General features: G+C 67.2%; 22 protein-coding genes and 1 pseudogene. 15 read left to right on the forward strand and 8 right to left on the reverse strand.

Annotated elements, in window-relative coordinates; all coding sequences use genetic code 11:
- Positions 1–52: 52 nt before the first annotated feature.
- The 7 genes and pseudogenes from HWX39_RS02780 (at position 53) to HWX39_RS02805 (ending at position 7,434) form a co-directional block, all read left to right on the forward strand.
- Positions 53–553 carry an Lrp/AsnC family transcriptional regulator gene (locus HWX39_RS02780; protein ID WP_175965453.1) on the forward strand — a complete coding sequence of 167 codons (501 nt, stop codon included), beginning with the start codon at positions 53–55 and terminating at the stop codon, positions 551–553.
- Between the two features lie 186 nt (positions 554–739).
- Positions 740–919 (forward strand): annotated as a pseudogene (locus HWX39_RS35900) (hypothetical protein); the annotation flags it as partial.
- 183 nt (positions 920–1,102) lie between these two features.
- Entirely contained in the window at positions 1,103–2,824 is a 1,722-nt protein-coding gene (poxB, locus tag HWX39_RS02785) for a ubiquinone-dependent pyruvate dehydrogenase (protein WP_175965454.1), read from the forward strand.
- A gap of 237 nt (positions 2,825–3,061) precedes the next feature.
- Positions 3,062–3,652, forward strand: a complete 591-nt coding sequence (locus HWX39_RS02790) for a methyltransferase domain-containing protein (protein WP_175965455.1) — start codon at positions 3,062–3,064, stop codon at positions 3,650–3,652.
- A 153-nt stretch (positions 3,653–3,805) separates the two neighbouring features.
- Positions 3,806–5,242 (forward strand): alkaline phosphatase, encoded by a 1,437-nt coding sequence (locus HWX39_RS02795; protein ID WP_175965456.1) that lies wholly within the window; start codon positions 3,806–3,808, stop codon positions 5,240–5,242.
- 32 nt (positions 5,243–5,274) lie between these two features.
- Positions 5,275–6,666 carry an alkaline phosphatase gene (locus HWX39_RS02800; protein ID WP_175965457.1) on the forward strand — a complete coding sequence of 464 codons (1,392 nt, stop codon included), beginning with the start codon at positions 5,275–5,277 and terminating at the stop codon, positions 6,664–6,666.
- Positions 6,667–6,699: 33 nt separating this feature from the next.
- The gene (locus HWX39_RS02805; RefSeq protein ID WP_175965458.1) at positions 6,700–7,434 is read left to right on the forward strand and encodes a hypothetical protein; all 735 of its coding nucleotides are present in this window, start codon (positions 6,700–6,702) and stop codon (positions 7,432–7,434) included.
- 197 nt (positions 7,435–7,631) lie between these two features.
- Here HWX39_RS02805 and HWX39_RS02810 read toward each other — a convergent pair whose 3' ends face one another.
- The 4 genes from HWX39_RS02810 to HWX39_RS02825 all read right to left on the reverse strand — a co-directional run bounded on the left by HWX39_RS02810 (position 7,632) and on the right by HWX39_RS02825 (position 12,099).
- Positions 7,632–8,771, reverse strand: a complete 1,140-nt coding sequence (locus tag HWX39_RS02810) for an acyltransferase (RefSeq protein WP_175965459.1) — start codon at positions 8,769–8,771, stop codon at positions 7,632–7,634.
- A gap of 245 nt (positions 8,772–9,016) precedes the next feature.
- Complete coding sequence (locus HWX39_RS02815) at positions 9,017–9,229, reverse strand: hypothetical protein (protein ID WP_175965460.1); 213 nt, start codon at positions 9,227–9,229, stop codon at positions 9,017–9,019.
- Between the two features lie 224 nt (positions 9,230–9,453).
- Entirely contained in the window at positions 9,454–10,443 is a 990-nt protein-coding gene (locus HWX39_RS02820) for an RDD family protein (RefSeq protein ID WP_175965461.1), read from the reverse strand.
- Positions 10,444–10,947: 504 nt separating this feature from the next.
- Positions 10,948–12,099, reverse strand: a complete 1,152-nt coding sequence (locus HWX39_RS02825) for a porin (protein ID WP_174956757.1) — start codon at positions 12,097–12,099, stop codon at positions 10,948–10,950.
- Between the two features lie 570 nt (positions 12,100–12,669).
- Between HWX39_RS02825 and HWX39_RS02830 the strand changes: the two genes are divergently transcribed.
- From HWX39_RS02830 to HWX39_RS02860, 7 genes are all read left to right on the forward strand, one after another.
- The gene (locus tag HWX39_RS02830; protein WP_175965462.1) at positions 12,670–13,707 is read left to right on the forward strand and encodes an ABC transporter substrate-binding protein; all 1,038 of its coding nucleotides are present in this window, start codon (positions 12,670–12,672) and stop codon (positions 13,705–13,707) included.
- Positions 13,708–13,777: 70 nt separating this feature from the next.
- The gene (locus HWX39_RS02835; protein WP_175965463.1) at positions 13,778–14,743 is read left to right on the forward strand and encodes a proline/glycine betaine ABC transporter permease; all 966 of its coding nucleotides are present in this window, start codon (positions 13,778–13,780) and stop codon (positions 14,741–14,743) included.
- A gap of 14 nt (positions 14,744–14,757) precedes the next feature.
- Positions 14,758–15,579 (forward strand): betaine/proline/choline family ABC transporter ATP-binding protein, encoded by an 822-nt coding sequence (locus tag HWX39_RS02840; RefSeq protein WP_105815790.1) that lies wholly within the window; start codon positions 14,758–14,760, stop codon positions 15,577–15,579.
- Between the two features lie 640 nt (positions 15,580–16,219).
- Entirely contained in the window at positions 16,220–17,470 is a 1,251-nt protein-coding gene (locus tag HWX39_RS02845) for a hypothetical protein (RefSeq protein WP_175966060.1), read from the forward strand.
- Between the two features lie 129 nt (positions 17,471–17,599).
- On the forward strand, positions 17,600–17,989 hold the full coding sequence (locus HWX39_RS36065) for a hypothetical protein (RefSeq protein ID WP_244134881.1): 390 nt from the start codon (positions 17,600–17,602) through the stop codon (positions 17,987–17,989).
- Between the two features lie 3 nt (positions 17,990–17,992).
- Positions 17,993–18,685 carry a C39 family peptidase gene (locus tag HWX39_RS02855; RefSeq protein ID WP_175965464.1) on the forward strand — a complete coding sequence of 231 codons (693 nt, stop codon included), beginning with the start codon at positions 17,993–17,995 and terminating at the stop codon, positions 18,683–18,685.
- Between the two features lie 8 nt (positions 18,686–18,693).
- Positions 18,694–19,293, forward strand: coding sequence for a hypothetical protein (locus HWX39_RS02860; protein WP_175965465.1), 600 nt, complete (start codon positions 18,694–18,696; stop codon positions 19,291–19,293).
- A 45-nt stretch (positions 19,294–19,338) separates the two neighbouring features.
- Here the strand turns inward: HWX39_RS02860 and HWX39_RS02865 are convergent, their stop codons facing one another.
- On the reverse strand, positions 19,339–20,691 hold the full coding sequence (locus HWX39_RS02865) for an acetate kinase (protein WP_175965466.1): 1,353 nt from the start codon (positions 20,689–20,691) through the stop codon (positions 19,339–19,341).
- Positions 20,692–21,043: 352 nt separating this feature from the next.
- Between HWX39_RS02865 and HWX39_RS02870 the strand changes: the two genes are divergently transcribed.
- Complete coding sequence (locus HWX39_RS02870) at positions 21,044–21,508, forward strand: hypothetical protein (protein ID WP_175965467.1); 465 nt, start codon at positions 21,044–21,046, stop codon at positions 21,506–21,508.
- A 41-nt stretch (positions 21,509–21,549) separates the two neighbouring features.
- Here the strand turns inward: HWX39_RS02870 and HWX39_RS02875 are convergent, their stop codons facing one another.
- Genes HWX39_RS02875 through HWX39_RS02885 form a run of 3 tightly spaced genes read right to left on the reverse strand, consistent with a single transcriptional unit; the run spans position 21,550 to position 25,769 of the window.
- Positions 21,550–23,217, reverse strand: coding sequence for a GMC family oxidoreductase N-terminal domain-containing protein (locus HWX39_RS02875; protein ID WP_175965468.1), 1,668 nt, complete (start codon positions 23,215–23,217; stop codon positions 21,550–21,552).
- Between the two features lie 15 nt (positions 23,218–23,232).
- Positions 23,233–24,450, reverse strand: a complete 1,218-nt coding sequence (locus HWX39_RS02880) for a mandelate racemase/muconate lactonizing enzyme family protein (RefSeq protein WP_175965469.1) — start codon at positions 24,448–24,450, stop codon at positions 23,233–23,235.
- Positions 24,447–25,769 carry an MFS transporter gene (locus HWX39_RS02885; RefSeq protein ID WP_244134882.1) on the reverse strand — a complete coding sequence of 441 codons (1,323 nt, stop codon included), beginning with the start codon at positions 25,767–25,769 and terminating at the stop codon, positions 24,447–24,449. Before HWX39_RS02885 ends, HWX39_RS02880 begins: the two co-directional genes overlap by 4 nt.
- Positions 25,770–25,888 lie beyond the last annotated feature (119 nt).

Genomic DNA, 25,888 nt, shown 5'->3' on the forward strand with positions numbered 1-25,888 from the left:
GACTTGAGTTTTGATAAAGCAATTCGAGTTCAAAAAAACGGAATCTGGCGCAATGAAATTAAGTGGAAAACCGACGACGCCGGCCGATGCCGCACCGGCGCTCGATCGCATCGACCGCGCGATCCTGCGGCAACTGCAGCAGGACGCGTCGATCTCCAACGTGAGCCTTGCCGCGAAGGTGAAGCTGAGCGCGCCGGCGTGCCTGCGGCGCGTCGAGCGGCTCAAGGAGATGGGGATGATTCGCGGGATCGTCGCGCTGCTCGACCCGAAGCCGCTCGGGGCCGGCATGCTCGTCGTGATCGGCTTCGTGCTCGACCGCTCGACGCCGGAAGCGTTCGCCGCGTTCGAGAAGGCCGCGCAGAAGGTGTCAGGGTGCGTGGAGTGCCACGTCGTGACCGGCGAGTTCGATTACTTCATGCTCGTGCGCACGCGCGACAACGAGAGCTTCAACCGGCTGCATGCGGAACAACTGATCTACCTGCCCGGCGTGCGGCAGGTGCGCTCGTTCATGGTGCTCAAGGAGATATTGTCGACGCACGCGCTGCCGGTGTAGCGCCGCCTGCGTGACGAGTGGCCGGTCGCGCGCGCCGCGCCAGCGGAAACGGTGTGTGTCGATAGCGCTGCCTGACGGGGCAGCGCATCGTGGTGGAAACAACCGGCGTGCTTAGCGCCGCCAAGGTGCCGTACCGGGCCGCGGCACAGTCTTGCCGGGTCGTTCGCGCGCGGTGCGTACGACCGCGGCATCGCGCTCGCCATCATCCCGAGCTTCGCGCTGAAACAGGTGCGCTACAAGACCGCGTTGCCGTTGCCGGCGGCGGGGTTCACGCTCGTCGATCCGGATGAGTCGGCGTCCGACTGGAGCCGAGTGCGGCGCCGGCCAGCCTGTCCGTTCGCAGATGCGGCGGTGACGAAACGATGACGCCCGCCGCGCCGCGCGGCGCCGGATCGAACCGATCGCGTGGGGGCGCGTCATACGGCAGTCGGCCCGGTTGCGCCGTCGCGACACCGCGCGGGCCAGTCGCGTATGCTCGTCGGGTCGGCGATACGTGCGAGCGCACGGCCGGTTCATGCATGTCTCGATCAATCAACGAGTGAGGGCGTGATGGCAAGACAGACGATGGCGGAATACCTGGCGAAGACGCTGGCGGCAGCGGGCGTCGAGCGCATCTGGGGCGTGACGGGCGACAGCCTGAACGGCCTGTCGTTCAGCCTGAGCCAGATCGGCTCGATCCGCTGGATGCATACGCGGCACGAGGAAAGCGCCGCGTTCGCGGCCGGCGCGGATGCCGCGTCGACCGGGCGGCTCGCGGTGTGCGCGGGCAGCTGCGGCCCCGGCAACCTGCACCTGATCAACGGGCTGTACGACTGCCACCGCAATCACCAGCCGGTGCTCGCGATCGCCGCGCACATTCCGTCGACCGAGATCGGCCTCGGCTACTTCCAGGAAACCCATCCGCAGGAGTTGTTCCGCGAATGCAGTCACTTCGCGGAGCTCGTGACGAACGCCTCGCAGTTCCCGCGCGTGCTCGCGCGCGCGATGCGCACCGCGATCGACGAGCGCGGCGTCGCGGTGATCGTGCTGCCGGGCGACATCGCGCTCGGCGACGGCCCGGACGAGCGGCCGGCGTGGAGCGAATCGGCGCCGCCGTCGATCCTGCCGGCCGACGCCGATCTCGACCGGCTCGCGGCGCTGCTCAATGCGTCCGACGCGGTGACGCTGCTGTGCGGCAGCGGCACGCAGGGCGCGCACGATGAAGTGGTCGCGCTGGCCGACACGCTCGGCGCGCCGGTCGTGCATGCGCTGCGCGGCAAGCAGTTCGTCGAATGGGACAACCCGTTCGACGTCGGGATGACGGGGCTGATCGGCTTCAGCTCGGGCTATCACGCGATGGAGTCGTGCGACACGCTGTTGATGCTCGGCACGGATTTCCCGTACCGGCCGTTTTATCCGTCGAACGCGAAGGTTGCGCAGATCGACTGGAAGGGCTCGCAGCTCGGGCATCGCGCGCCGCTCGCGCTCGGCCTCGTCGGCACCGTGAAGGAAACGATCGCGGCGCTGCTGCCGCGCCTCACGCGCAAGACGCAGCGGCGTTTCCTCGAGAACGCGTTGAAGCATTACGCGGCGGCGCGCAAGGGGCTCGACGATCTCGCGGTGGCCGAGCCGCCGGGCCGCGCGATCCATCCGCAATACCTGACGAAGATCGTCGACGAAGTCGCGGCGGAAGACGCGATCTTCACCGCCGACGTCGGCACGCCGACGCTGTGGGCCGCGCGCTACCTGACGATGAACGGCAAGCGGCAACTGCACGGCTCGTTCAATCACGGCTCGATGGCGAATGCGATGCCGCAGGCGCTCGGCGCGCAGGGCGCGCATCCGGGGCGGCAGGTGGTATCGCTGTCCGGTGACGGCGGGCTGTCGATGCTGCTCGGCGATCTGCTCACCGCACGCCAGCTCAAGCTGCCGATCAAGATCGTCGTGTACAACAACAGCCTGCTCGGCTTCGTGTCGATGGAGCTGAAGGCGGCCGGCTATCTCGACACGAACGTCGACCTGAGCCCGACCGACTTCGCGGCGATCGCGAAGGGCGCGGGCATCTTCAGCGTGCGCGTCGAGCATTCGGAGAACGTCGAGGAAGCGCTGCGCATGGCGTTCGCGCACGACGGGCCGGCTGTCGTCGACGTCGTCACGTCGAAGTACGAGCTTGCGATGCCGCCGAAGATCGAACTCGCGCATGCGAAGGGCTTCAGCCTGTTCATGCTGCGCGCGATTCTCAGCGGGCGCGGCGACGAGATCGTCGAGCTGGCGAGAACCAACCTGCGGTAATGCGGTGCCGCGCGCGATGCGGCGGCCGATCCGGCACGAATTGATCGGCGGAATCAGGGACAATCTTCACGTCGCCTTAAGTTTGCGTTTCCTAAAATCGATTTGGACGCCGCTCTTCCTGCGGCGGACCGCCTCGTCCAGGAGGATGCGCATGCCAAAGCCCCGTGTCGCCGTAGCCCTGTTCAACGAAGCCATCGGCACGTCGAGGCCGACAGCGCAGCCGCGGGAGGGCCGCCCATGATGTGGCCGAACGCGTGGCGTGTCTCGGCACTGTTCGTGCGCGAGTGGGTCGGCCGTCCGGCCGCGGTGGGCGCGCTGTGCCCGAGTTCGCGGCAGCTGGCGCGCGAGATGGCCGACGCGGTGCCGGACGGCGACGGGCTGGTCGTCGAGCTCGGCGGCGGCACCGGCGCGATCACCGCGGCGTTGCTCGAACGCGGCGTCGCGCCACGGCGGCTCGTCGTGGTCGAGCGTTCGCCGGCGTTCGTCCAGCATCTGCGGCGACGCTTTCCGGGCATCTCGGTCGTGTCGGGCGACGCGCGGCAGCTCGAGCGGCTGCTGCCGCCCGACGCGCGCGTCGACGCGATCGTGTCGTGCCTGCCGCTGCGCACACTGCCGCGCCGGGACGTGACGGCGATCGTCGACCAGTGCCGTCGCGTGCTGTCGGCCGACGGCGTGATGATTCAGTTCACCTACGACCTGCGGCCGCCCGGCCGCCATCCGCTCGGCGATTCGGCATTCGTCGCCTGCGGCAGCCGGATCGTGTGGGCAAACATACCGCCTGCGCGCATCGTGACCGTGCGCAGCGCTGCTGCCGAACACGCGGGGTGATGCCGCTGCGAGCGGGGTGCCCGTCGTGGCGCCTCGACGCTGCCTTTCATCAGCCATTCAAATCCTTCCAATTACCATTCATATCGGCGTCACATCGGGTTCCTACCATCGCCTTTCATTTCGAAAGCATCAATGGCGGGGGGAACCGGCAACATGAATCGAATCAAACTGGCGGCTCTGCTGGGCGCGGGCGCCTTTGCACTGGCCGGATGCGGCAGCGACGACGGCCCGACCAGCAGCACGCCGCCCGCCGCCGTGCAGGCGGCCGCGCGCAACGTGATCTTCTTCCTCGGCGACGGCATGGGGATCACGACGATGACGGCCGCGCGCATCTATGCGGTCGGTGAAGACGGCGCGCTCACGATCGACACGCTGCCCGAGACCGCGTTCGTGAAGACCTATTCCAACGATGCGCAGGTGACCGACAGCGCACCGTCGATGTCGGCGTACATGACCGGCGTCAAGACCAACAACGAAGTGATCTCGATGTCGCCCGACACGAAGGCGATCGAGCCGACCGCGGGCCTCACCGGCAACTGCGGCGCGAACAACGGCAAATCGGCGACGACACTGCTCGAGATCGCGAAGGCGAAGGGGCTGGCCACGGGTGTCGTGACGACCACGCGCGTCACGCACGCCACGCCCGCCGCGACGTATGCGCACGTGTGCCATCGCGACGCCGAGAACGACATCGCCGCGCAGCTCGTGCCGGGCGGCGCGGGCTACAACGGCGCGCTGGGCGACGGCGTCGACGTCGTGCTCGGCGGCGGCACGCAATTCTTCGTGCCGAAGGACGGCGGCGGCAAGCGCACCGACGGCCGCAACCTGGTCAACGAGCTGAAGGCGAAGGGCTATGCGTTCGCGCAGAACCGCGACGACTTGCTGGCCGCCGACGCGACGAAGGGCGGCAAGCTGGTCGGCCTGTTCGCGTCGAGCCACATGAGCTACGACCTCGATCGCGGCGCGACCAAGGAGCCGAGCCTCACCGACATGGCGACGCGCGCGCTCGACGTGCTGCAGAAGAACCCGAACGGCTATTTCCTGATGGTCGAAGGCGGCCGGATCGACCACGCGCTGCACGACACCAACGCGAAGCGCGCGCTGCAGGACACGGTCGCGTTCGACAACGCGATCAAGGCCACGATCGACAAGGTGCGCAAGACCGATCCCGAGCTGAAGAACACGCTGATCGTCGTCACGGCCGACCACGATCACACGCTGGTGCTGAACGGCTATGCGGCGCGCACCGGCAAGACCGAGGCGGGCAAGCCCGGCGTGCTCGGCGTGTTGCGCAGCTACCAGACGGGTGCGGTGGCGAAGGATGCGGACGGCGCGCCGTACACGATCATCGGCTTCGGCAACGGCGAGAACCGCGTGCAGGGCAGCCGCGCGGGCACGGCGCTCACCGACGCGGTGACGGGCGCCGACGACTATCGCCAGGAAGCGGTCGTGCGCATGGACAAGGGCAGCGAGACGCACGGCGGCACCGATGTGTTCCTCGGTGCGATCGGCCGCGGCGCGGATGCGTTCCACGGCGTGATCGAGAACAACAAGGTGTTCGAGCTGGTGCGCAACGCGGTGCAGCTGTGAGCGCCGACCAAACGGGTACAGGGGAATACAGGATGTCGACCATCAAGTGCATCGCGGCGGCGCTGGCCGTCGCGGGTTTCGCGTGCGGCGCGGCGCAGGCCGCCGGCCAGGCGAAGAACGTGATTTTCTTTCTCGGCGACGGCATGGGGCCGACGACGGTGACGGCGAGCCGGATCTACAAGGTCGGTGAGTCGGGACAACTGACGATGGAGAAGCTGGCCCGCACCGCGCGCGTCAAGACCTTCTCGAACGATGCGCAGACGACCGACAGCGCACCGTCGATGGCCGCGTACATGACCGGCGTGAAGATGAACAACGAAGTGCTGTCGATGTCGTCCGACACGCGCGCGGTCGCGCCGGGCAGCGACGCCAACGGCAACAAGACCGTCAACAACTGCGCGCCGGGCAACGGCCAGCCGGTCGCGACGCTGCTGGAACTCGCGAAGGCGCGCGGCAAGGCGGTGGGCGCGATCACGACGACCGAGCTCACGCACGCGACGCCCGCCGCAACCTATTCGCACATCTGCCATCGCGATGCGCAGTACGACATCGCCGCGCAGGCCGCGCCGGGCGGCGCAGGCTACAACGCGGCGCTCGGCGACGGCGTCGACGTGCTGATGGGCGGGGGCCGCAACCACTGGACGCCGTTCGATCCGGTGGCCAACAAGCGCGGGCGCGCGGACGGCCGCAACCTGCTCGACGAGATGAAGGCGAAGGGCTACACGGTCGTGGCCACGAAGGATCAGCTCGCACAGGCCGGCAACGGCAAGCTGATCGGCCTGTTCAGCTCGACGAGCCATCTCGAGTACGAACTCGACCGGGTGGCGGGCAAGGGCGAAGGGCCGTCGCAGCCGAGCCTCGCCGAGATGACGTCGAAGGCGATCGACGTGCTGTCGAAGCAATCGAACGGCTACTTCCTGATGGTTGAAGGCGGCCGGATCGATCACGCGCTGCACGGCACCAACGCGAAGCGCGCGCTGGAGGATACGGTGGCGTTCGACGAAGCGATCCGCGTCGCGCTGTCGAAGGTCGACCTGTCGAACACGCTGATCGTCGTGACGGCCGACCACGACCACACGATGACGATCAACGGCTATTCGAAGCGCGGCAACCCGATTCTCGACATCAGCCGCAACTACCGCGACGGCCAGCCGAGCAAGGACGCCGACGGCAATACCTACACGACGCTCGTGTTCGGCAACGGCGCGAACCGGCCGAACGTGCGCGCGTCGGTCGATTCGGCCACCGCGACGAACGACGCGTATCTGCAGGAAGTCGGCGTGCGGATGGGCAGCGCGGGCTCGGAGACGCACGGCGGCGGCGACGTGATGCTGTTCGCCGACGGCGCCGATGCGAAGGCGTTCAAGGGCACGATCGACAACACGAAGGTGTTCGGTCTCGTGCGCTCGGCGTTCGGTTTCTGAATCCGTGGACGGCATGAGGAACGGGAACGCCCGATGAAACGTCAGCTTCTCTGTGCGCTCGCTTGCGGGTGGGTTGCGCTGCCGGCCCTTGCTGCGGCCGATCTCGACGCCGTGCTGCTGCACGAGAGCCGCACGGTGACGGCCGACGGCGTGACGCGCACGACGATGTATCGCGAACGGATGGTGCGGCGCGACGGGCACGTGTGGGTCGAACGCGTGCTGCCCGTCGCGGCGGCGGGTGGTCATGGCGACGATCACGACCATGACCACGACGCGGGCGCTCGCACCGGCGTACAGCCGGCCGCTGCCCACGCGGGCCACAAGCATTTCAACTTCCAGGCGGCCGCGCGACACGTGACGTACGACGGCAAGGCGGCGCGCATCGAGTATGTGGACGCGGCGAACCGGACGGTTGTCGGCGTGCCGCCGGCCGAGTACGAAACCACCGGCTTCGACGGCTCGTGGGACAACGCGTACTACATCACGCCGCCGTCGCAGTTGAAGCGGCTCGCGGTGGCGAAGCGCGGTGACGTGCCCGGCACCCGCTGGTACGAGCAGGCGGTCGACACACCCGGCGCGCGCGGCGTGAACCGGATCCTGTGGAGCGAGCGGCTGCAGGCGCCGCTGTCGGTCGAATACCGGAGCGCCGACGGCAGCGTCGCGCGCAAGCTGACCTTGACACCGGCGCCGGCCGCGCGGCGCGAGACGTTGCCGTGGCAGACGCTCGCCCGCTATACGCGCAAGGAATACGCGGACTATCTGGATTGACCCACGACCGGCGACCGGCGACCGGCGACCGGCGACCGGCGACCGGCGGACGACCCGCGCGGTCTCACGGTCGATCGACGATTCATCACGGGGCTTGCGGTCAGGCCGGCCGATATCGTCAAGCGATACGGCCGGCGCCTGGCCGTTTTTTTCGTCGTTCGATTGCGGCCGGGTCGCGCGCCGCGCCGCACGGTCTGCTAGAAGCGCGCGCCGTCCGGCACGCGCGTCGACGGCCGCGACGCGATCCGCTTGATGTAGCGGTCGAGCGGGGTCGCATAGCCGCGCGCGATCGCCGCGCTCAGCGCCGCCGACAACACCAGATACGCCATCAGCAACAGCAGCTTCGTGTCGCCGTGCGTGGCCGACGGCGGCCAGAACGTGCGCAGCCCGCCGAGCACGATCAGGTGGAACAGGTAAAGCTCGTAGCTCAGCTTGCCGGCCCGGCCCAACGGCGCGAGCAGGCGGCCCTGCGCGCGCTCGCCGCCGACGTGCGCGCCGATCAGCAACACGGCCGTGCCGAGCGCCATCGCGGTGACGCCGGCGACATGGCTTTCCGCGATCGGCCAGGCCAGGTAAAGCGCGGCCATCGCGGCCGCGACGGGCCACTGCACGAACGGCGCGGCCAGCCGCTGCCCGTTCGCGCGCTCGGCCGGCAACGCGGTGCAGCAGCCGATCGCGATCCCGTCGAACGACGCGAAGTACGCATAGAGGAACCCGCCTTCGTCGCCGGCGTGCGTGAAGCGGTACACGGGCCCGATCGCGGCGATGACCACCCAGAACGCGACCAGCCGCGCGTCGCGGCGTAGCGCGACGCACAGCAGCGGAAACGACAGGTAGAACACCTCTTCGACCGACAGCGACCACAGCACGCCGAGCGCGTAGTTGACCCACCCGTATGCGCCGATCAGCACGTTCATCCAGAACGTCAGCGATGCGAGATTCACGAGCCAGAACGATACGGCGATGCCTTCCGGCGCATGGTTCTGGAAGATCGGCACGCCGGCCGCCGCGAGGCCGTTGACGAGCGCGAGCAGCAGGACCAGGCACGGGACGATGCGCGCGATACGCGACACGTAGAACGCGCGCACGTCGACCGTGCCGAGGCGGCCCCAGCGGCGGCGCGCATTCGACGTGATCAGGTAGCCGGAGATCACGAAGAACATCGTCACGCCGTAGTTGCCGTTGCGCACGATCGCATGCACCGCGTCCCAGCCGAGCACGCGCGCGAGCGACGTATCGCGCAGCGAGTAGGGGATGTTGAAGTGATGCAGCAGGACGAGCATGATCGACACGCCGCGCAGCAGGTCGATTCGCGCGTTGCGCGGGCCGGTGCTCATTGCGGGCTGCCTGGTTCGGCGAGGGTGGAGCGCGCGGCCGGGAGGCCGGCGGCGGCTACGGACTGGGTGCGGCGCCAGTGCATCAAGTGACACTCCTTCGGATGGGGCGGCACACAGTGTATCGACGGATCGTCGGCTGTCGACCTGTCACGGTTGACGGGGCGGCTGGCGTTCATGACACGGTACGGCCCGATCGAACCCGGGTAGCCGCGGGTATCGTGCAGTCAAGGGGCATGCGCCGTTGCTCAATGTCCTGCGAGGACGTAATAGATCCCGAGGCACGCAACGGCGAGAAGCGGGAGCGCGATGACGATGAAGGCAATACGACGGATGCCGTGCAGGCGAGTCACGGCGACATACAGGCTGAGGGATCCGAAAAAGAGCGTCACCGGCCAGTAGATGGCGCCGTAAAGGACCGGGACGACCCAGATCGGCAGGTCGATGCCGATGTCACTCATTCAGGATGCTCCGTTGTATGTGTGGACGTACGTTCCGTCGTGTTCAGCTGGCGCCGCGATCCGACGTGGCGACTCCCGACGCGCGTTTCGCATGGGCCTGCAATCGCCGGAATCACTGGCCGCGTGCGCTGGCGTCGGCATCGTTGCTTCCGCAGTGCGTCCTTCGCTTTCGCCCGGCTGACGGGCATGACTCGATTCATTGAGCGGCGGTCACGCTTGCATCGTCACGTCGACCCGGTGCTGACGGTCGCGGCCCATTCGGCAGGCGAACGCCCCATGAAAAACTGGTTTCGCCACGTCGCAATGCCAAGATTGACTGAGCGGACACTGACCACGTTGACGAGGTCCTGCTGCCGCAGCCAGGCCGATGCAGAAAGCGCTGCGTGTGCAACAGCGGTCGCCCCGGCCTTGTTCATCATCGTCGGCGTGCTCGCGGCCACGGTGATGGTGACGACCGTTTTCGCCGTCTGGCCCGCTGGGCCGACCGCACGCAGGTTGCCGATCCAGACGCCGCTCTGGAGCACGCCCGGAACGGTGGATGCCGCACGCTGGATCTGATGGATATCGGCCAGGCGATCGTCGTCGATCAGCCGCGATGCCGCAAAACGACTGCCGACGAACAAAAGCAGGCCAAGGACAGCCAGGATCGCCCAGTGCTTTCGGCCAACCGGAGCGGCATCCTCGACAGGGGCCGCGACTCGCACGACCCTGCTGGCGGTGAGCAGATCCTGGACGGACTGGCGGCTCGGCCTGTTGAACACGAGCAGATACAGCAACGCCATGCCCCAGAAGTACATGATCGCGCCGTTTGCGGCGGCGAGCCATTCCATGTCCGGCTCGTGAAGCGCGGGCAGATCGATAAAGGCAATGCCGCCGAGTATTAGCGGAACGGCGATCAGCGCGTACCGTGCCCAGGCGCGAAGGTACCCGGGACCGGATCCGTCAGGGGCGGCGCTATCGACGACACGGATCTGCATCACCCGCTTGCCGAGCGACTGGTGCCGAGTTCCGCCCTCGAGCAGGCCAAAGTAAATGGAACCGATCAGGAAGCCGATCAGCCTTGCCCATTCGCCAATCGTCGAAAGGGCATTGAAGAACAGGATCGCGATCGCCAGCCCGATCAGTCCAAGCATGATTGAATCGATCGAAAAGGCGGCGGTTCGTCGCCAGAAGCCGGCAGCGCCGTGTGATTTTGGGTGTTCGTTGTGCTCCATTGCCGTAGCCCCCGATGCGTTGTGTTCGTCGAGCCATTTGGGCTCTTTGCGGTGCGTGGCCGCAGGATTGCATATGCCCATACCGCCACGGTGGTGACAGGCAGATCATATCGACCGGCCTGACGTGGAATTGCAAATTATTGTGAGCAATGCGCAAGCGCGAGCGTCCTTCATCCCGCAAGCGGCTTGTCTACGATCGACCCGAACGCGGCACGGCGTGCGCTGCCCGACGGATGGCGCACGCCCTGCGAGGGTATTGGCCGAGCGCCGGATCGAGACAGGCGCCGACGGGCATGAAAGGCTGGAAACGATTGTCGCGGATTCTCATGAGGCCGTCGGACGCGTGTGTCCGGCCTGGCGAGTCAGCCGATATCGCGCACGCGCTCCGGCATCCGGCGACGAACCATGAAAAAGCCCGCCGGCAGGCTTGCGCTTGCGGGCGGGCAAAGACACCTCGGGCAGACCCGCGCGGGTGTCGCGTGAAGAATGGAGAACCGGGCTGCGTCAGAACTTGTGGCGCAGCGCGACGCGCACGGCCACCTGGTTCGACGTCGACGACGGCGCATCGGTGCCGGGGATGAACGCGTTGTCGAGGATCGAGTTCGTCTTGTCGCCGGCGATGTGCTGGTAGGCGGCCTGCACGTACACGTCCGTGCGCTTCGACAGGTTGTAGTCGGCCATCAACCCGGCCGAATGGATCTTCGGCTTCGCATTGCCGGTCGACGCGTCGTACTTCTCGAGCGACAGCACGTACTGTGCGCCGACCATGAACGCCGGCGTGATCTGGTACGAACCGTTCAGCTCGAAGTTCTGGTACTTGATCGCGCTGACGGTCGCGCCCGGGGCGATGATCGCGCCCGGCGTGCCGAGGTAGCCGTTGCCGGTCGGATTCTTGTAGTTCGAGTTCGTGTACGCGAAGCCGACCGTCGCCTGACCGAACGTGTAGTTGATGCCCGCGCCGAACACGCGCATGCGCTCGGCGATGTAGCTCGCGTCGTTCGCGGTGATCGCGCCGGCCGAGCCGTCGCCCGGGCGGTTTGCCTGCAGGTAGGCCGCGCCGATCAGCAGGCCGTTGTTCTGGTACTGCGCGCCGAAGCTGTACGCGCGGTTGTCCGAGAAGTTCGTGCTGTTGCTGAAGCTGTATGCGCCGCCGAACTGGAAGCCGCCGAAGTTCGGGCTCGCGTACTTCACCGTGTTGTCGAGACGGAACGAGTTGTCGGTGTTGTCGTTGTCGAACGGGTGGGCGAGCAGGTAGCCGCCCCAGTTGCCGTTGGCCGTGGTCGGCGCGAGATAGTCGACGACGGAGTCGTACTGGCGGCCGAACGTCAGCGTGCCGTACTGGGTCTGGCTCAGGCCGACGTAGGCCTGGCGGCCGAACATGCGGCCGCCCTGGTTGAGCCGGCCGGTGTTCACGTCGAAGCCGTTTTCGAGCTGGAAGATCGCCTTCATGCCGCCGCCAAGATCTTCGCTCCCCTTCAGGCCCCAGCGGCTGCCCTGCGCGTAGCCGCTCGCCATTTCGTAGACGTGGCCGGTGCCGACGTTGTTCGTGTAGTTCAGGCCTTCGTCGATCACGCCGTACAGCGTGACGCTGCTTTGCGCGAACACGGGGGCTGCGAAGGTTGCCGTTACGGCGAGCGCCGTCAGGGTCTTTTTCATTGAGATCTCCGGGATATCCAGCTTGTATCGGTTGTCGTGAGCGCGTCCGGCGAGGCGCGCCCCGTCATCCGGGGCGACCCTGCGCAGCGCGTGCGGCGCCGGAAACGCGCAAGGCGCGGCGGCGCGGCAACCGGCAGCGTCGGGTCGTGTCTCCTCCGATGACACCGCGCATTCTTCCCAAGCCGCAAAGGATTCGAAAGCGAGTAATTTCGATCATTGCAATCGGCTTCGCCAATGGGGGCGCGACAGGCTGTTTCGACAGTCGAAACGGGGTGCGTCGCACCACGATTCAAGGCCGCTCGCGCGACGGCCGAACAGGGGCGCGACACGGCACGCGCGGGGCCGTGGCTGGACTGGCGGAATCGGCTGGGAGGCCCGTCCGGCGGGCTTGCAGGGATGCCCGGGGATCGATTGACGCTGCCGATTGCAATGATCGGAATTACTCGTTTCCCTAAACAAATTGGCGGCTGAAACATGCAGGCTGACCGGACGTGGCGGGATTCACGATGCGCCGGTCGCCGCGCATGCCGCGACGCACAAACAACAGATTCGATTTGGAGACAACCCACCATGCAGATTCGACGACTGAAAACGGTCCTTCTCGCCGCCGCGGCGATCCTGTCCGCGCCTGCCGCCCATGCGGCCGGCGGCGCGTGCGCCGACGGCAAGACGGTCCATTTCGCGGGCATCACGTGGGAGAGCGGGTCGTTCGCGACCGAAGTGCTGCGGCAGATCATGGAAAAGGGCTACGGCTGCAAGACGGACGTCGTGCCGGGCAGCACGGCCGCCACCGAAACGGCGCTCGCGCGCAACGACCTGCAGATCTGGGCCGAGCAGTGGACGGGGCGCAGCGAGATCACCGCGAAGGCCGTCGCGTCGGGCGCCGTGAAGCTGATCGGCGACACGCTGCCGGGCGGCACGACGGAAGGCTGGTTCGTGCCCGACTACGTGGTGAAGGGCGATCCGGCGCGCAACATCAAGCCGGTCGCGCCGGGGCTCGTGTCGGTCGACGATCTGCCGAAGTACAAGCAGGTGTTCGCCGACGAGGAGGAACCGGACAAGGGCCGCTTCCTGAACTGCCCGACCGGCTGGGATTGCGAGCGCGTGAACACGCGCCTCCTGAAGGTGCTGAAGCTCGACCAGTCGTATACGAACTTCCATCCGGGCACGGGCGCGGCGCTCGACGCGGCGATCGCGTCCGCGTACCAGCGCGGCGCGCCGATCGTGTTCTATTACTGGGGCCCGGCCGCGCTGATGGCGAAATACAAGTTCACCGCGCTGAAGATGCCGGCCTATAACGAAGCATGCTGGAAGACGTTGCGCGACGAGAGCAGCACGCACCAGTGCGCATCGTCGTACATGGTGTCGCGGCTGACGGTGGGCGTGTCGAAGCCGTTCGCCGATGCGAACCCCGATCTCGTCGGCGTGTTCGGCAAGGTGCGTTTCCCGATGGACTTCCTGAACCAGACGATCCTCGAAATGACGACGAAGAAGATCGACGGCGCGGCGATGGCCACGCAATTCCTGAAGACCCGCCAGGACATGTGGAAGCAGTGGGTGCCGGCCGACGTCGCGCAGAAGATCGCCGGCAGCCTGAAGGGCGCGTAACCTGCGCGCGGCGGCGGGCCCGCGCCCGCTGCCGCCGTCACGCGCCTTCGCGGCGCGACGGAGAATCAACATGAACGGCTTCTTTCTGCACCTGTCGATCGCCGACTGGGTGAACAGCGCGCTCGAGACGTTCGTCGCGCAATACGGCGACGGCTTCCATCACTTCAGCGTACTGGTGCTGCGCTACCTGCTCGTGCCGCTCGAAGGCGCGCTGCGCGTGGCGCCGCCGTGGCTCGTGCTGCTGGTCGTCGGCGCGATCGCGTGGAATGCGACGCGCCGCATCGGCCTCGGCGCGCTCTTCATGCTGCTGCTCTACGCGATCGGCTGCTTCGGCCTGTGGGACAAGCTGATGCAGACGCTTGCGCTGATGCTCGTCTCGACGGTGCTGTCGGTCGCGATCGGCGTGCCGGTCGGCATCCTCGCGTCGCGCAGCGCGTGGCTGCGGCGGATGCTGCTGCCCGTGCTCGACGTGATGCAGACGCTGCCGAGCTTCGTGTACCTGATCCCCGTACTGATGCTGTTCGGGCTCGGCAAGGTGCCCGCGATCCTCGCGACGATCATCTACGCGCTGCCGCCGCTGATCCGCCTGACCGATCTCGGCATCCGCCAGGTCGATCCGGACGTGACGGAAGCCGCGCGCGCGTTCGGCACGACGCGCTGGCAACTGCTCGTCAACGTGCAGTTGCCGCTCGCGCGGCCGAGCATCATGGCCGGCATCAACCAGACGACGATGATGGCGCTGTCGATGGTCGTGATCGCGTCGATGATCGGCTCGCGCGGGCTCGGCGAGGACGTGCTCGCGGGCATCCAGACGCTCGACGTCGGCAAGGGCACGCAGGCGGGCCTCGCGATCGTGATCCTCGCGATCGTGATCGACCGGATCAGCCAGGGCTTCGGCCAGGAACGACGCGCGCGCCGCCGGCTCGCGCAGCAGCGCCGGCAGAAGGGCGCGTCGCGCGTGCCGTACCGGCTGGCGCGCAAGGCGCAGTCGGCGGGCGTCGATTCGAATCAGGCGACGCAGTCGTCGCGTGCATAGGAACGGAGACAGACATGGCGACCATCGACGTCAAACACGTGTACAAGTTGTTCGGGCCGCAGGCCGCGCATGCGCGCGTGCTCGACCTGCTGCGCTCGGGCAAGCGCAAGGCCGACGTGCTGGCCGAAACGGGCTGCAACGTCGGGCTCAACGACGTGAGCCTCGGCATCGAGTCGGGCGAGATCTTCGTGATCATGGGGCTGTCGGGCTCCGGGAAATCGACGCTCGTGCGGCACTTCAACCGGCTGATCGAGCCGACGGCCGGCGAGATCGTGATCGACGGCAGCGACGTGATCAAGCTCGACGCGCACGGGCTGCGCGAGCTGCGCCGCTTCAAGGTCAGCATGGTGTTCCAGAACTTCGGGCTGCTGCCGCACCAGACTGTGCTCGACAACGCCGCGTATGCGCTGCGCACGCGCGGCGAGAAGCGGCACGATGCGGCCGAGGCGGCGCGCAACTGGCTGACGAAAGTCGGGCTCGACGGCTATGGCGATCACTATCCGGACGAGCTGTCGGGCGGGATGCGGCAGCGTGTCGGGCTGGCGCGCGCGCTGGCGGCCGATACCGATGTGCTGCTGATGGACGAGGCGTTCTCGGCGCTCGATCCGCTGATCCGTACCGAGATGCAGGATCAGTTGCTCGAGCTGCAGGCGACGCTTGCGAAGACGATCGTGTTCATCACGCACGATCTCGACGAAGCGCTGCGGATTGGCGACCGCATCGCGATTTTGCGCGACGGTACGCTCGTGCAGGTCGGGACGCCGGACGATATCCTGTCGCGGCCGGCGGATGACTATGTGCGGCGGTTCGTGGAGAAGAGGTCGAGCGTGAACTGACGTATTGACGTATCGAAGCGAAAGGCGAAAGGGCGGCGCACACTGTGCCGCCTCTTTTCGTTTACGCGTGCTGCAATTTTTGCGTGAGCACGCGTTACGGCGGACGGCGGCGGCGATCCTCTTTCCATATGAAACGACGGATGCCGGCGCAGGGCGACGACGCTGGAATGCGGCGAAAACGCGCCGCATGATCATGTTTGAAACGTTGTCGGAAGGCCGTTGCCGGCGGCCGTTGCCGCCTCGTCGGGCGAGGATCCGGTCGCGGCCCTTGCCCGACGGGCGCCCACGATCGCGATCGAATCGCACGCAGGATCGGGCATCCCGCGGGCCGGGCAGGACGGTATCGGAAGTGAAACATTTTGCGCTCGTCAGGCCGTCATTCGAAAGCGCATGCAGGCGTTTGAAACAGCAAGGGTTTTCACCCGCAGATCTCGAAACCCCTGTCGTCGTGACGATCGAGGTGTTTCAAGACTGAAACATAAATCGCACGCCGGACCTGGCCGCGCCGGGTCGTATCGTCCGGTAACACGCGCTCCCCTTCCGGCCATGGGTCACCCGCGCGGCTGGCATTGCCGATGCGTCGGGTGGCACGGATTGGCGCAGTCGGCCAAGCCGTCCCTCGTTGACTCAGGAGGATTTCATGCGCAAAACATTAATGGCGTCCGCTGCGCTCCTCGCCCTAGGATGCAGTGGTTACGCGATGGCCAACCCATGCAGCAGCGATACGAGTTCAACATGCAGCCAGAAGGCTGACGACGGATCGAACAACCTGACCAATACGGTCAATTCGTCGCAGACCAGCACGACCGGGTCCAATGCGAATGAAGTCTCGCCCGGTGCAGCTGTCTATCAGGATTCCTACAACACCACCAAGGTCGTCGCGCTCAGCAAGCTCGACGGCTACGTGACCAACGTCCAGGTCTACGGTATCGGTAATCAGGCGACCAACAGCGGCAGCGCCAGCGGCGGAAGCGGTGGCAAGGGCGGCAATGGCTACGGCTATGGCGGCCACGGCGGTGCGGGCGGCAATGCCGGCAACGGCGGCGGCGGCGGCGCGGGCGGTAGCGGCGGCAGTTCGGTCAACGGCAGTGCGTCGGCCGGCAACGCCACCAATGGCGGTGCGACGGCCGGCAACGGCAATGCGGGCGGAGGCGGTGCAGGCGGTGCGGCGACCGCCAGTGCAGGCAGAGGCGGCTACGGCACCGCGAGCGGGGGCTCCGGGACCGGCTCGGGCGGCGGCGCGCTTGCCGCGTCGGTCGGCGTAGGCGGCTACGGCAGCGGCGCGGGCCAGGGCTCCGGCACGGGCACGGGAGGTGCCGGCTGGGCAAGCGCCGCGACGCACCACGGCGGTACGGCGACCGCATCGAGCGGGAGCGGCATGGGCACCGGCACCGGGACAGGCTCGGGCAGCGGCACAGGCGGCTCCGGCACGGCGGGCGCGTCGACGGCATCCGGCGGTTCGGGGTCGGGAACGGGCGGCGCGGCAGGGGCGGCGGGCGGCAGCGGCGGTGCCGCGACAGCGAGTGCCGGCAACGGCGGCACAGGCGGCGCGGGCACGGGCGGCGGCGCGGCGAATGGCAGCTCGACGTCGATGGCTAGCAACGGCAGTGCGACCGCCGGCAACGGCGCGGTCGGCGCGGCAGGCGCCATGGGCGGTGCAGGCGGCGCGGGCGGAGTCGGCAACGGCGGCACTGGCGCCGGAGCGGTGGGCGGCACGGGCGGCGCGGGCGGAGCCAACGTCGTCGACGCGGGGACGTTCAACATGTCCAACACGATGACGAGCGTCGGGCAGACCGCGGCGGGCATCATGGTTGCCAACCAGAACAGCGGCATGGCGTCGTTCGTGCAGCAGGCCGTGACCGTGCAGGCGAACCTGACCGTCGGACGTTGAAACGGCAGGCCGATCCAGGTGAGTCGTGCGAATCGCCGCGGGGCGCAGCCTGCCTCGCGGCGATCGCGCCGACGACGGTCCCTGCGCGTACGGCCCCCGTGGACGTGCGCAGGGCCCAAGGAGACAGCCATGCGAATCCGCATCGCAGTGTCGATGGTGATAGTGCCTGCGTTGCTGCTGTCGGGCCCGGCTGCCCGGGCGGCGACGGATGGGGCGCAAGACGCGGCAGACGCCGCGCAACCCGCCGACGGCGGCGCGGCCGCGCGTGAAGGCGGCTTCGGGGTCGCAATGAGTGCCGACCAGCTCGACGCCCGCCGGGGCGGCGATGCGCTGATCGGCCAGAATTATCTGAACGGCGCGGTGTCCGACAACGTCGCGAGCCGGGTGTCGACGGGCTCGAATGCGATTGCCGACGGCTCGTTCGCGAATTCGAGCGGCTTGCCGACGGTCATCCAGAATACGGGCGCGAACGTGCTGATCCAGAACGCCACGGTCCTCAACGTGCGCTTCGGGAATTGAGCGATGAGACATTGCGCGGCAGTGTGGGCGGCGGCGCTCGCGTGCATGTCGTCGGTGGCGGCGGCGCGGGCGGACGAGATGACCGTGGTCGACCCGACGGGGGCCGGCTACGCGATGCACGTCACGAGTCTCAAGGAAGCGCGCTTCAAGCGGACGGTGAAGCAGCAGTACGACTTCAGCTGCGGGTCTGCCGCCGTCGCGACGCTGCTGACCTATCAGTACGACTATCCGGTGACCGAGCAGACGGCCTTCGCGCAGATGTGGGAGAACGGCAACCAGGACAAGATTCGCCGCCAGGGTTTCTCGCTGCTCGACATCCGGCGCTTTCTCGAAGCGCAAGGCTTCGTCGCGGACGGCTACGAACTGCCGATCCAGACGCTCGCGAAGACGCACACGCCCGCGATCGTGCTGATCACCGAGCATGGTTATCACCACTTCGTCGTCGTGAAAGGGCTGCGCAACGGGCGGGTGCTGGTCGGCGATCCGGCGAACGGCACGACGCCGATGACGCTGTCGAGTTTCGAGCAGAAATGGGAGGACCACGTGATCTTCGTGATCCACAACCATCCCGAGCGTGCGGCGTTCAACGATCCGCGCGACTGGCGCATCGCACCGAGCGCGCCGCTCTCCATCGGGATCGAACGCGACGGCCTGTTCAACGTCGTGGTGCCCAAGCACGGTCCGGGCGACTTCTGAGGAATACCATGAGATCGGCACACGCAAGACTGGCCGGCGTTGTCGCGATGGCGTGCGGCGCGCTGACCGCCACGGACGCCGTGGCCATGCAGGACGGATCGCCGGCCGCGACCGGTGAGTGTGCGGCGCAGGCGGAGGGCGACGCGGCGGTGCCGGCTGCCGATGGCGCGCAGGAAGAACGCGCGTGGCCGGCAGGTGGAGCGCTTGCGCTCAGCGACGCGCGTCTCGATGCGATGCGCGGCGGTTTCGACATGCCGGACGGCCTGAAGGTGTCGTTCGGCATCTCGCGTGTCGCATTCGTGAACGGCAATCTGGTCGCATCGACCAGCTTCAACATCCCGGATGTCGGCCAGATGACCGCGCAGCAGGCGCAGGCGCTGGCGTCTGCGAACGCAGGCGCGCTGCTCCAGGTCGGCAACGGCAACACCGTGCAGGCCGGCACGCTGCCCGCGCTGACCGGCGCGGTGATCCAGAACACGCTGAACAATCAGCACCTCCAGACGCTGACGACGATCAACACGACCGTCAACACGCTGTCGTTGTTCAAGAACCTGAACGTCATGTCGACGATCAACAGCGCGCTGGCCGGTGCGTTGCCGGGCCGGTGAGCGGGCGCGGTTCGCCGGGGGGGATGCCCGGCGAACCGCTCGCGCTCAGAATGCGATCGGCATGCGCAGCGTCAGGACCAGATCCGGTGTGTCGCGCGTGAGGCCCGCGCCGACCGACAGGTTCAGCGTGGTTTTCGGCGACAGCCGGTACGAGTAGCCGATGAGCAGCGTGCCGAGGATCACGCGCACGGAACCCGGCACCGTCTGGCCGTTCTGTTTCGTGGGCAACACGATGCTCTGGTCGTAGCCGAGGCTCACCGACGCCTTCTCGTTCAGGGCGAGGCCCATGCCGATGTTGAATCCCCAGATGTCGCCGGGCTGCACGCTGCCGAGGAAATCCTTCTGTCCGTTGAGGATCGTCAGGCTCAGGTTGTCACGGCCGAAACTGTGCAGGTAGCTGACGTTGCCGAAGAACACCACCGGGTCGGACGGGAAGAGCCACGTCAGGCCCGGCTGGATCGCGTAGAAACCGGAGCCGGTCGGTTGTTCGAGCGGCAGGCCGGTGCCGGTGGTATTGCCGACGCAGCGCGTGACGCAGTCGGTGACGACGTCGAACGGACTCTTGCCGGTGGCGGTCTTGAAGCGGAGCCAGCCGATGTAATAGAACTTGTCGGGGCCGCCGGTGTTGAACTGGTACCGCAGCGTCATTTCGATGTCGCCGATGTTGTGGCCGTGGCTGTTGAACGCGTTGTCCTGCGCGGAACCGGTGAAGATCTCGCGGCTGATCGTGTCGGTCGTCGAGTAGACGTAGGGCACACGGATCTCGAATTCCATCCGGTTGGTGATCCCGTAGCGCGCCGCGACCGCAGCCGTGAGGATGGTCGTCTTGACTTCCCGCACGTCGATGAGGCCGATCAGCAAGGCCGGGATGATCGTATAGCCGACGAGGGCGACGCGGTCCGACGACGAATAGCTGAACTGGAACGACGGCTCGATCACGAGCTTGTGCTTCGGCGTCAGCACGCCGGGCTGATCGAAGATCGGCGCGACGGGCGGCGGCGCGGTTTCCGGCACGGGAGCCTGGCCGACCGGCTGCGCGGGAGACGGGGCGGCGGCGGGTTGCGCATTGCCGGCATTGCCTTCGGCCGCGCCTGTTGCGCCGCCGGCATCGGGTTGCTGTGCAGCACCGCCCGTCTCGCCGGTGCCCGCACCGCGCTTGTCCGCGAGCTCGCGGGTGTCCAGTGCGCGGCTCAGGCGGGCGAGATTCGTTTCTTCCTCGGCGAGCCTGCGCTTGAGCGCATCCAGTTCCTTCAGGTGCTGGTCGACTTCCTGGCGCAGCGCGGAAATGTTTTCCTGCGTCGACTGGTTGTCCAGCGACTGCGCCAGCGTCTCGGCCTGAAACAGCAGCAGGCTGGCGTAGGTAATGGCACGGACGTAGCGGATCGGCATGCGCTTCACGGCGTGTCTCCCGGCGCGAAGTCGCCCGTCCTTCGGGAGGACTTGCTGCGAGGCGGATGGCAAGCCGTGCGGGGTTCCGTTGGAACGCGCCAGACAGGCGACGAACGCCGTCGCCGGATGGCCGCTCTTGTGGCGACGCATGCACGTTCCATTTGTCGGAATCCTCGTTCAGGCAGGCATTCGGAACCAACCGGGCAAATCCCGGGTTGCGTAAGGCGCGCGATACGGGGCGAGCCGATTCGCGAGCGTTTTCCCGACAACCGAATGCACGTTTCGCGCCTGTGACGCGCCCTTGAGGAAACGGCGCGATCGCGCGAGTCATTCCGGTGAAGCGCCTGTCAATGCGGATCCGATGCAGCCGGCGCCCCGGCCGCCGCCTCACCGATCACCGCCGTGTCGCTGGACGTCATCCTGGTGGCGGCCGACGTATGCGAGCATCTCCAATTTCGGCGCGACGGACTTCGATCCGGCGCTTGCCCACGGCGCCGTGGTGACCCACCGTGCCGCCGCGCTCCAGAACATCGTTGCACTCGCCAGGACGGCAAACCTTACCGGCATCAATCTCGATTTCGAAGGCGTCGATCCTGCGGATCGCGATGCGTACCCCCGCTTCGTGACCGACCTGGCCGCGCAATTGCACGCGATCCACGCCACGCTGGTGCTGAGCGTGCCGGCCAAGACGAGCGACGATTCGACCAACACGTGGACGTGGCCCTACGAATACGCGGCGCTCGTCCGGAGCGCGGACCTGATGATGTGGGCCCTGGGCGATGAAGCCCCGACCTTCTGGAGCGCGGTCACGGCAGCGCTCAATTGAGCTGCCGTGACCGGAATGAAGCGGCTGAAATCCGCCGCGCGTCAGTGAGCGGCCGTCTCGCGTTCGTGCGCCCGGTCCGCCGCCGTCTCGCCGCGCCGCGCATCCGCCAGAATCAGATCCGCGCCTTTCTCCGCGACCATCATCGTCGGCGCGTTGATGTTGCCCGACGTGATGTTCGGGAACACCGACGCATCGACGATCCGCAGCGCCTGCAGCCCGTGCACGCGCAGCGATGCATCGACCACCGACGTCGCCGCGTCCGGCCCCATCGCACACGAGCCGCACAGGTGATAGATCGAACCCGACTGCTCGCGGAAATACTGCAGCATCGCTTCGTCGGAATCGACCTGCGGCCCCGGCGAGATTTCCTCGACGGTCATCGACTTCAGCGCCGGCGCGTGCATCAGCGCCCGGATCATCTTGCTGCCCTGCACGGCTTCATCGAGATCCTTCCGCGTGGTGAGCGCGTTGATGTGGATCTTTGCCGCATCTTCCGCGCGGTTCGACGCGATCTCGATCGTGCCGCGGCTCGTCGGCCGGCACGGGTTGAACGCGATCAGGAATCCAGAATACGGTTCGGGCTTGATGCTCGCGCGGTCGCTCTTCGGGATCCGGTATGACAGTGGATTGAAGTACAGCTGGATGTTCGGCTCCTGCGCGTCGTCCGAGCCGCGGAAGAAACCGCCCGCCTGGTTCACGCTCATCGCGAGCGGGCCGCGCTTCGTCAGCAGGTAGCGCAGCCCGATCTTCATCTTGCCGACGAGCGTGCCCATCTCGTCGTTCAGCGTCGGCCGGTTCGCCTTGAAGTAGAAGCTCACGCACAGGTGGTCCTGCAGGTTGCGGCCGACTGCCGGCAGCGCATGCACGAGCGGCACGTGCTGGCGCGCGAGCAGCGACGGATCGCCGACGCCCGACAGTTGCAGCAGCTTCGGCGTATCGACCGCGCCCGCCGCGAGAATGACCTCGCGCGCGGCGACGAGCGTTTCGTCGCCTTGTTCGCCCGCGACGACCACGCCGGTCGCCCGCGTGCCGTCGAACGTCACGCGCCGCACCAGCACGCCCGGGCGCAGCGTGAGGTTCGCGCGGCCCAGCGCGGGACGCAGGTACGCAAAGCTGCTCGAACAGCGTTCGCCGTTCTTCGTGTTCAGGTCGTAGATGCCCGCGCCTTCGAACTGTGCGCCGTTGAAGTCGTCGGTGCGCGGCAGGTTCAGTTGCGCGCAACCCTTCAGGAATTCGTGGACGATCGGATGCACGTCGGCCTTCATCGACGTGATGTGGATCGGTCCCGTCGAACCGTGATGCTGCGGGTCGGTCGCGCCGGCCGCGTGGGTTTCGAGCTTGCGGAAGTACGGCAGCACGTCGTCGTACGCCCAGCCCGGATTGCCGGCGTTCGCCCAGTCGTCGTAGTCGCTGCGCTGGCCGCGCACGTAGACCATCGCGTTGATCGAGCCCGATCCGCCGACCACCTTGCCGCGCGGGCAGTACAGCCTGCGGTCGGCGAGCTGCGCCTCGGGCTCGCTGTAGTACATCCAGTTGTAGCGGTGGTTGTAGTAGGTCTTCGTGAAGCCGACCGGCACCTTGAACCAGAACGACGCGTCGCGTTCGCCGGCTTCGAGCAGCAGCACCGAGTGACGGCCCGATTCGCTCAGGCGGTTCGCGAGGATGCAGCCGGCCGAGCCCGCGCCGACGATGATGTAGTCGTAGCTCATGTCTGTCCTTTGCGCTCAGCCCTTCGCGGGGGCGAGATCCTTCACGTCGACGGGGTGTTCGCCCATCTGCAGGTGCAGCCGTTTGCCGGTGTACGGCGTGTGACGGCGCACGACGTCCATGTCGAGCTCGATGCCGAGGCCCGGTTCGGTCGACGGAATGATGTAGCCGTCTTCCCAGCGGATCGGTGTCTTGACGACTTCGGCATGGAAACCGCCCCACGTCATGATGCTTTCCTGGATCAGGAAATTCGGCGTGCAGGTCGCGAGCTGGATGCTCGCGGCTGCGCCCACCGGCCCGTTGTACAGGTGCGGCGCGATCTGCGCGTAGTGCACTTCGGCGAGCGTCGCGATCTTCTTCGCTTCGAGCAGGCCGCCCACGCGCGCGACGTTCAGTTGCAGGATCGATGCGCCGCCTGCCTGCAGCAGCTTGTGGAATTCGTACTTGGTCGTCAGGCGCTCGCCGGTCGCGATCGGAATCGACGTGTGCTTCGCGACTTGTGCGATCGCTTCTTCCTGGCCGGGGGGCACCGGCTCCTCGAACCACAGCGGGTCGTATTTCTCGAGCCGCTTCGCGAGCCGGATCGCCGACGACGGCACCATCTGCCCGTGCGTGCCGAACAGCAGGTCGGCCTTGCTGCCGACGGCGTCGCGCACCTTGCGGCAGAACGTTTCGCAGCGGTCGAGCACCTCGAGCGACAGCTGATGGCCCGAGTAAGCCGTGTACGGGCCGGCCGGGTCGAACTTGACGGCCGTGAAGCCGAGCTTCACGTTCTCGGCCGCGCATTCGGCCGCGAGGTCGGGGTCGTCGTAGTCGTATTCGCCCTTCGCGTTCTTCGGGTACAGGTACGTGTACGAGCGCAGCCGCTCGTGGATCTTGCCGCCGAGCAGTTCATACACGGGCTTGCCCGCGGCCTTGCCGACGATGTCCCAGCACGCCATTTCGAGGCCGCTGACGACGCCCATCATCGTGAGGTCGGGACGCTGCGTGAAGCCGCTCGAATAGGCCTGGCGGAACAGCCGTTCGACGTGATGCGGGTCGCGGTCGAGCAGATGGCGTTCGAACACGTCGTCGATGATCGGGGCCATCGCCTTCGGGCCGAACGTCGCCGAGTAGATCTCGCCGACGCCTTCGATGCCGTCGTCGGTCTTCAGCTTCACGAAGATCCAGTACATCCCGCCGACATGCGGCGGCGGCACGGCGACGATATGGGTTTCGAGCGAAACGATCTTCATGCGGACTCCTGGAGGCGGTTGAGGCGGTATTTGAGGAACGCGGCGGCGCCTGCGCCGCAGAGCGCGATGGCCGCGATATAGCCGAAATAGAGCTGGTAGCCGTGCGCGCCCGGGTAGGTCTGCGTCACGTAGCCGTTGATCAGCGGCACGAACACGTCCGGCGAATAGCCGAGCACCGAGATCAGGCCGATCGCGAGGCCCGCGCAATGCGTCGGCACCTTGCAGTCGTCGAGCAGCGACCAGTACAGGCCGCGGATCGCGTAGGTGAGGATGCCGATGAACAGCACGAGCACGACGAGCATGGCCTGCGGGCTGTGCGCGGGTGCCGCGATCAGCCCGACGAGCGACAGTGCGGCGAGCAGCAGCGCCCAGAACAGCACGGACACCTTCGATACGCGATCGCCGAGGAAGCCGCCGCCGATGCCGCCGACGGGGCGCATCCACAGCTTGAGCGTCGTGATGAAGCCGGCCGCCGTCGCGCTGAGCCCGAAATTGCCTTCGTGCAGGTACGCGGAGAAGCTGTAGGTCGCCCAGAACACCTGGTAGCCGCAGAACACGATCGCGGCGACGAGCCACAGCTCGGGGATCGACGCGAGCGTCTTCAGGTCGGTCAGCACGTTGCCTGGCCGGCGATTGCTGGCCGCCGCACGCTCGCCCGTGCTCGCCGGATCCTTTACCAGCGCGAGCAGCACGCCGAGCGCGATGCAGAAGAACGCGTACAGGTGGACGACGAGCTTGAAGCCGGCCGCGTCGGGTCCGCCGCGCGCCTGCGTCACGTACGCGAACAGCGTGATCGCGATCGTGGCGAGCAATGCCTCGACGAGGCCGCGGCCGCCGTCGAGCAGGCCGAAGAAACGGCCCTGTTCGTCGGGGCCCGCGATCGTGTTCACGCGCTTGATCACGGCGGCCCAGAACGTGAGGCCTGTGGTCAGCCCCCAGCCGCCGAAGATCAGCACGAGCGCGTTGAACGACGGCCCGGTCGCGTAGACGAGCCCGAGCGCGCCCGTCGCGAGCAGCGAGAAGCAGATCAGCCAGCGCGGCGACAGGCGGTCGGCGAGCCAGCCGCTCGGCAGGTAGCTCACGAGGAAGATCGTGCCGAGCGACGAATACAGGTAGCCGAGCTGCACGTCGTCGATATGGAAGAACTGCAGCATCGTCGGCTGGTACACCTGCCGCAGATACAGCATCGGGTAGATCGCGCCCGCGGCAATCACGAGCAGCAGCAGTTGCAGGTAGCGTTGCGCGCGGGTGTGCTGCGACGCGTGTGCGTCGTCGTGCAACGCGAGCGACGCGGCGTGCGTCGACGGTTGGGTCGGCATGGTGTCTTCCTCCATCAGACTTCCTTTACGCGGAGGTCTGCAGATTTGTTATGTGTTCGATCGGGTCAGGGGCGGCGCGCGCGGCGGGGTGTCGTGGTGCGCGCGCCGGAAACGGTGCG

The organism is Burkholderia sp. BCC0322, from assembly GCF_902833045.1.
In the GTDB taxonomy this organism is placed as follows: domain Bacteria; phylum Pseudomonadota; class Gammaproteobacteria; order Burkholderiales; family Burkholderiaceae; genus Burkholderia.

Coding starts and splice junctions, on each gene's coding strand:
- HWX39_RS02780 (WP_175965453.1), top strand. CDS start 53: ATGAAATTAAGTGGAAAACCGACGACGCCGGCCGATGCCGCACCGGCG.
- poxB (WP_175965454.1), top strand. CDS start 1,103: ATGGCAAGACAGACGATGGCGGAATACCTGGCGAAGACGCTGGCGGCA.
- HWX39_RS02790 (WP_175965455.1), top strand. CDS start 3,062: ATGATGTGGCCGAACGCGTGGCGTGTCTCGGCACTGTTCGTGCGCGAG.
- HWX39_RS02795 (WP_175965456.1), top strand. CDS start 3,806: ATGAATCGAATCAAACTGGCGGCTCTGCTGGGCGCGGGCGCCTTTGCA.
- HWX39_RS02800 (WP_175965457.1), top strand. CDS start 5,275: ATGTCGACCATCAAGTGCATCGCGGCGGCGCTGGCCGTCGCGGGTTTC.
- HWX39_RS02805 (WP_175965458.1), top strand. CDS start 6,700: ATGAAACGTCAGCTTCTCTGTGCGCTCGCTTGCGGGTGGGTTGCGCTG.
- HWX39_RS02810 (WP_175965459.1), bottom strand. CDS start 8,771: ATGAGCACCGGCCCGCGCAACGCGCGAATCGACCTGCTGCGCGGCGTG.
- HWX39_RS02815 (WP_175965460.1), bottom strand. CDS start 9,229: ATGAGTGACATCGGCATCGACCTGCCGATCTGGGTCGTCCCGGTCCTT.
- HWX39_RS02820 (WP_175965461.1), bottom strand. CDS start 10,443: ATGGAGCACAACGAACACCCAAAATCACACGGCGCTGCCGGCTTCTGG.
- HWX39_RS02825 (WP_174956757.1), bottom strand. CDS start 12,099: ATGAAAAAGACCCTGACGGCGCTCGCCGTAACGGCAACCTTCGCAGCC.
- HWX39_RS02830 (WP_175965462.1), top strand. CDS start 12,670: ATGCAGATTCGACGACTGAAAACGGTCCTTCTCGCCGCCGCGGCGATC.
- HWX39_RS02835 (WP_175965463.1), top strand. CDS start 13,778: ATGAACGGCTTCTTTCTGCACCTGTCGATCGCCGACTGGGTGAACAGC.
- HWX39_RS02840 (WP_105815790.1), top strand. CDS start 14,758: ATGGCGACCATCGACGTCAAACACGTGTACAAGTTGTTCGGGCCGCAG.
- HWX39_RS02845 (WP_175966060.1), top strand. CDS start 16,220: ATGCGCAAAACATTAATGGCGTCCGCTGCGCTCCTCGCCCTAGGATGC.
- HWX39_RS36065 (WP_244134881.1), top strand. CDS start 17,600: ATGCGAATCCGCATCGCAGTGTCGATGGTGATAGTGCCTGCGTTGCTG.
- HWX39_RS02855 (WP_175965464.1), top strand. CDS start 17,993: ATGAGACATTGCGCGGCAGTGTGGGCGGCGGCGCTCGCGTGCATGTCG.
- HWX39_RS02860 (WP_175965465.1), top strand. CDS start 18,694: ATGAGATCGGCACACGCAAGACTGGCCGGCGTTGTCGCGATGGCGTGC.
- HWX39_RS02870 (WP_175965467.1), top strand. CDS start 21,044: ATGCAGCCGGCGCCCCGGCCGCCGCCTCACCGATCACCGCCGTGTCGC.
- HWX39_RS02875 (WP_175965468.1), bottom strand. CDS start 23,217: ATGAGCTACGACTACATCATCGTCGGCGCGGGCTCGGCCGGCTGCATC.
- HWX39_RS02880 (WP_175965469.1), bottom strand. CDS start 24,450: ATGAAGATCGTTTCGCTCGAAACCCATATCGTCGCCGTGCCGCCGCCG.
- HWX39_RS02885 (WP_244134882.1), bottom strand. CDS start 25,769: ATGCCGACCCAACCGTCGACGCACGCCGCGTCGCTCGCGTTGCACGAC.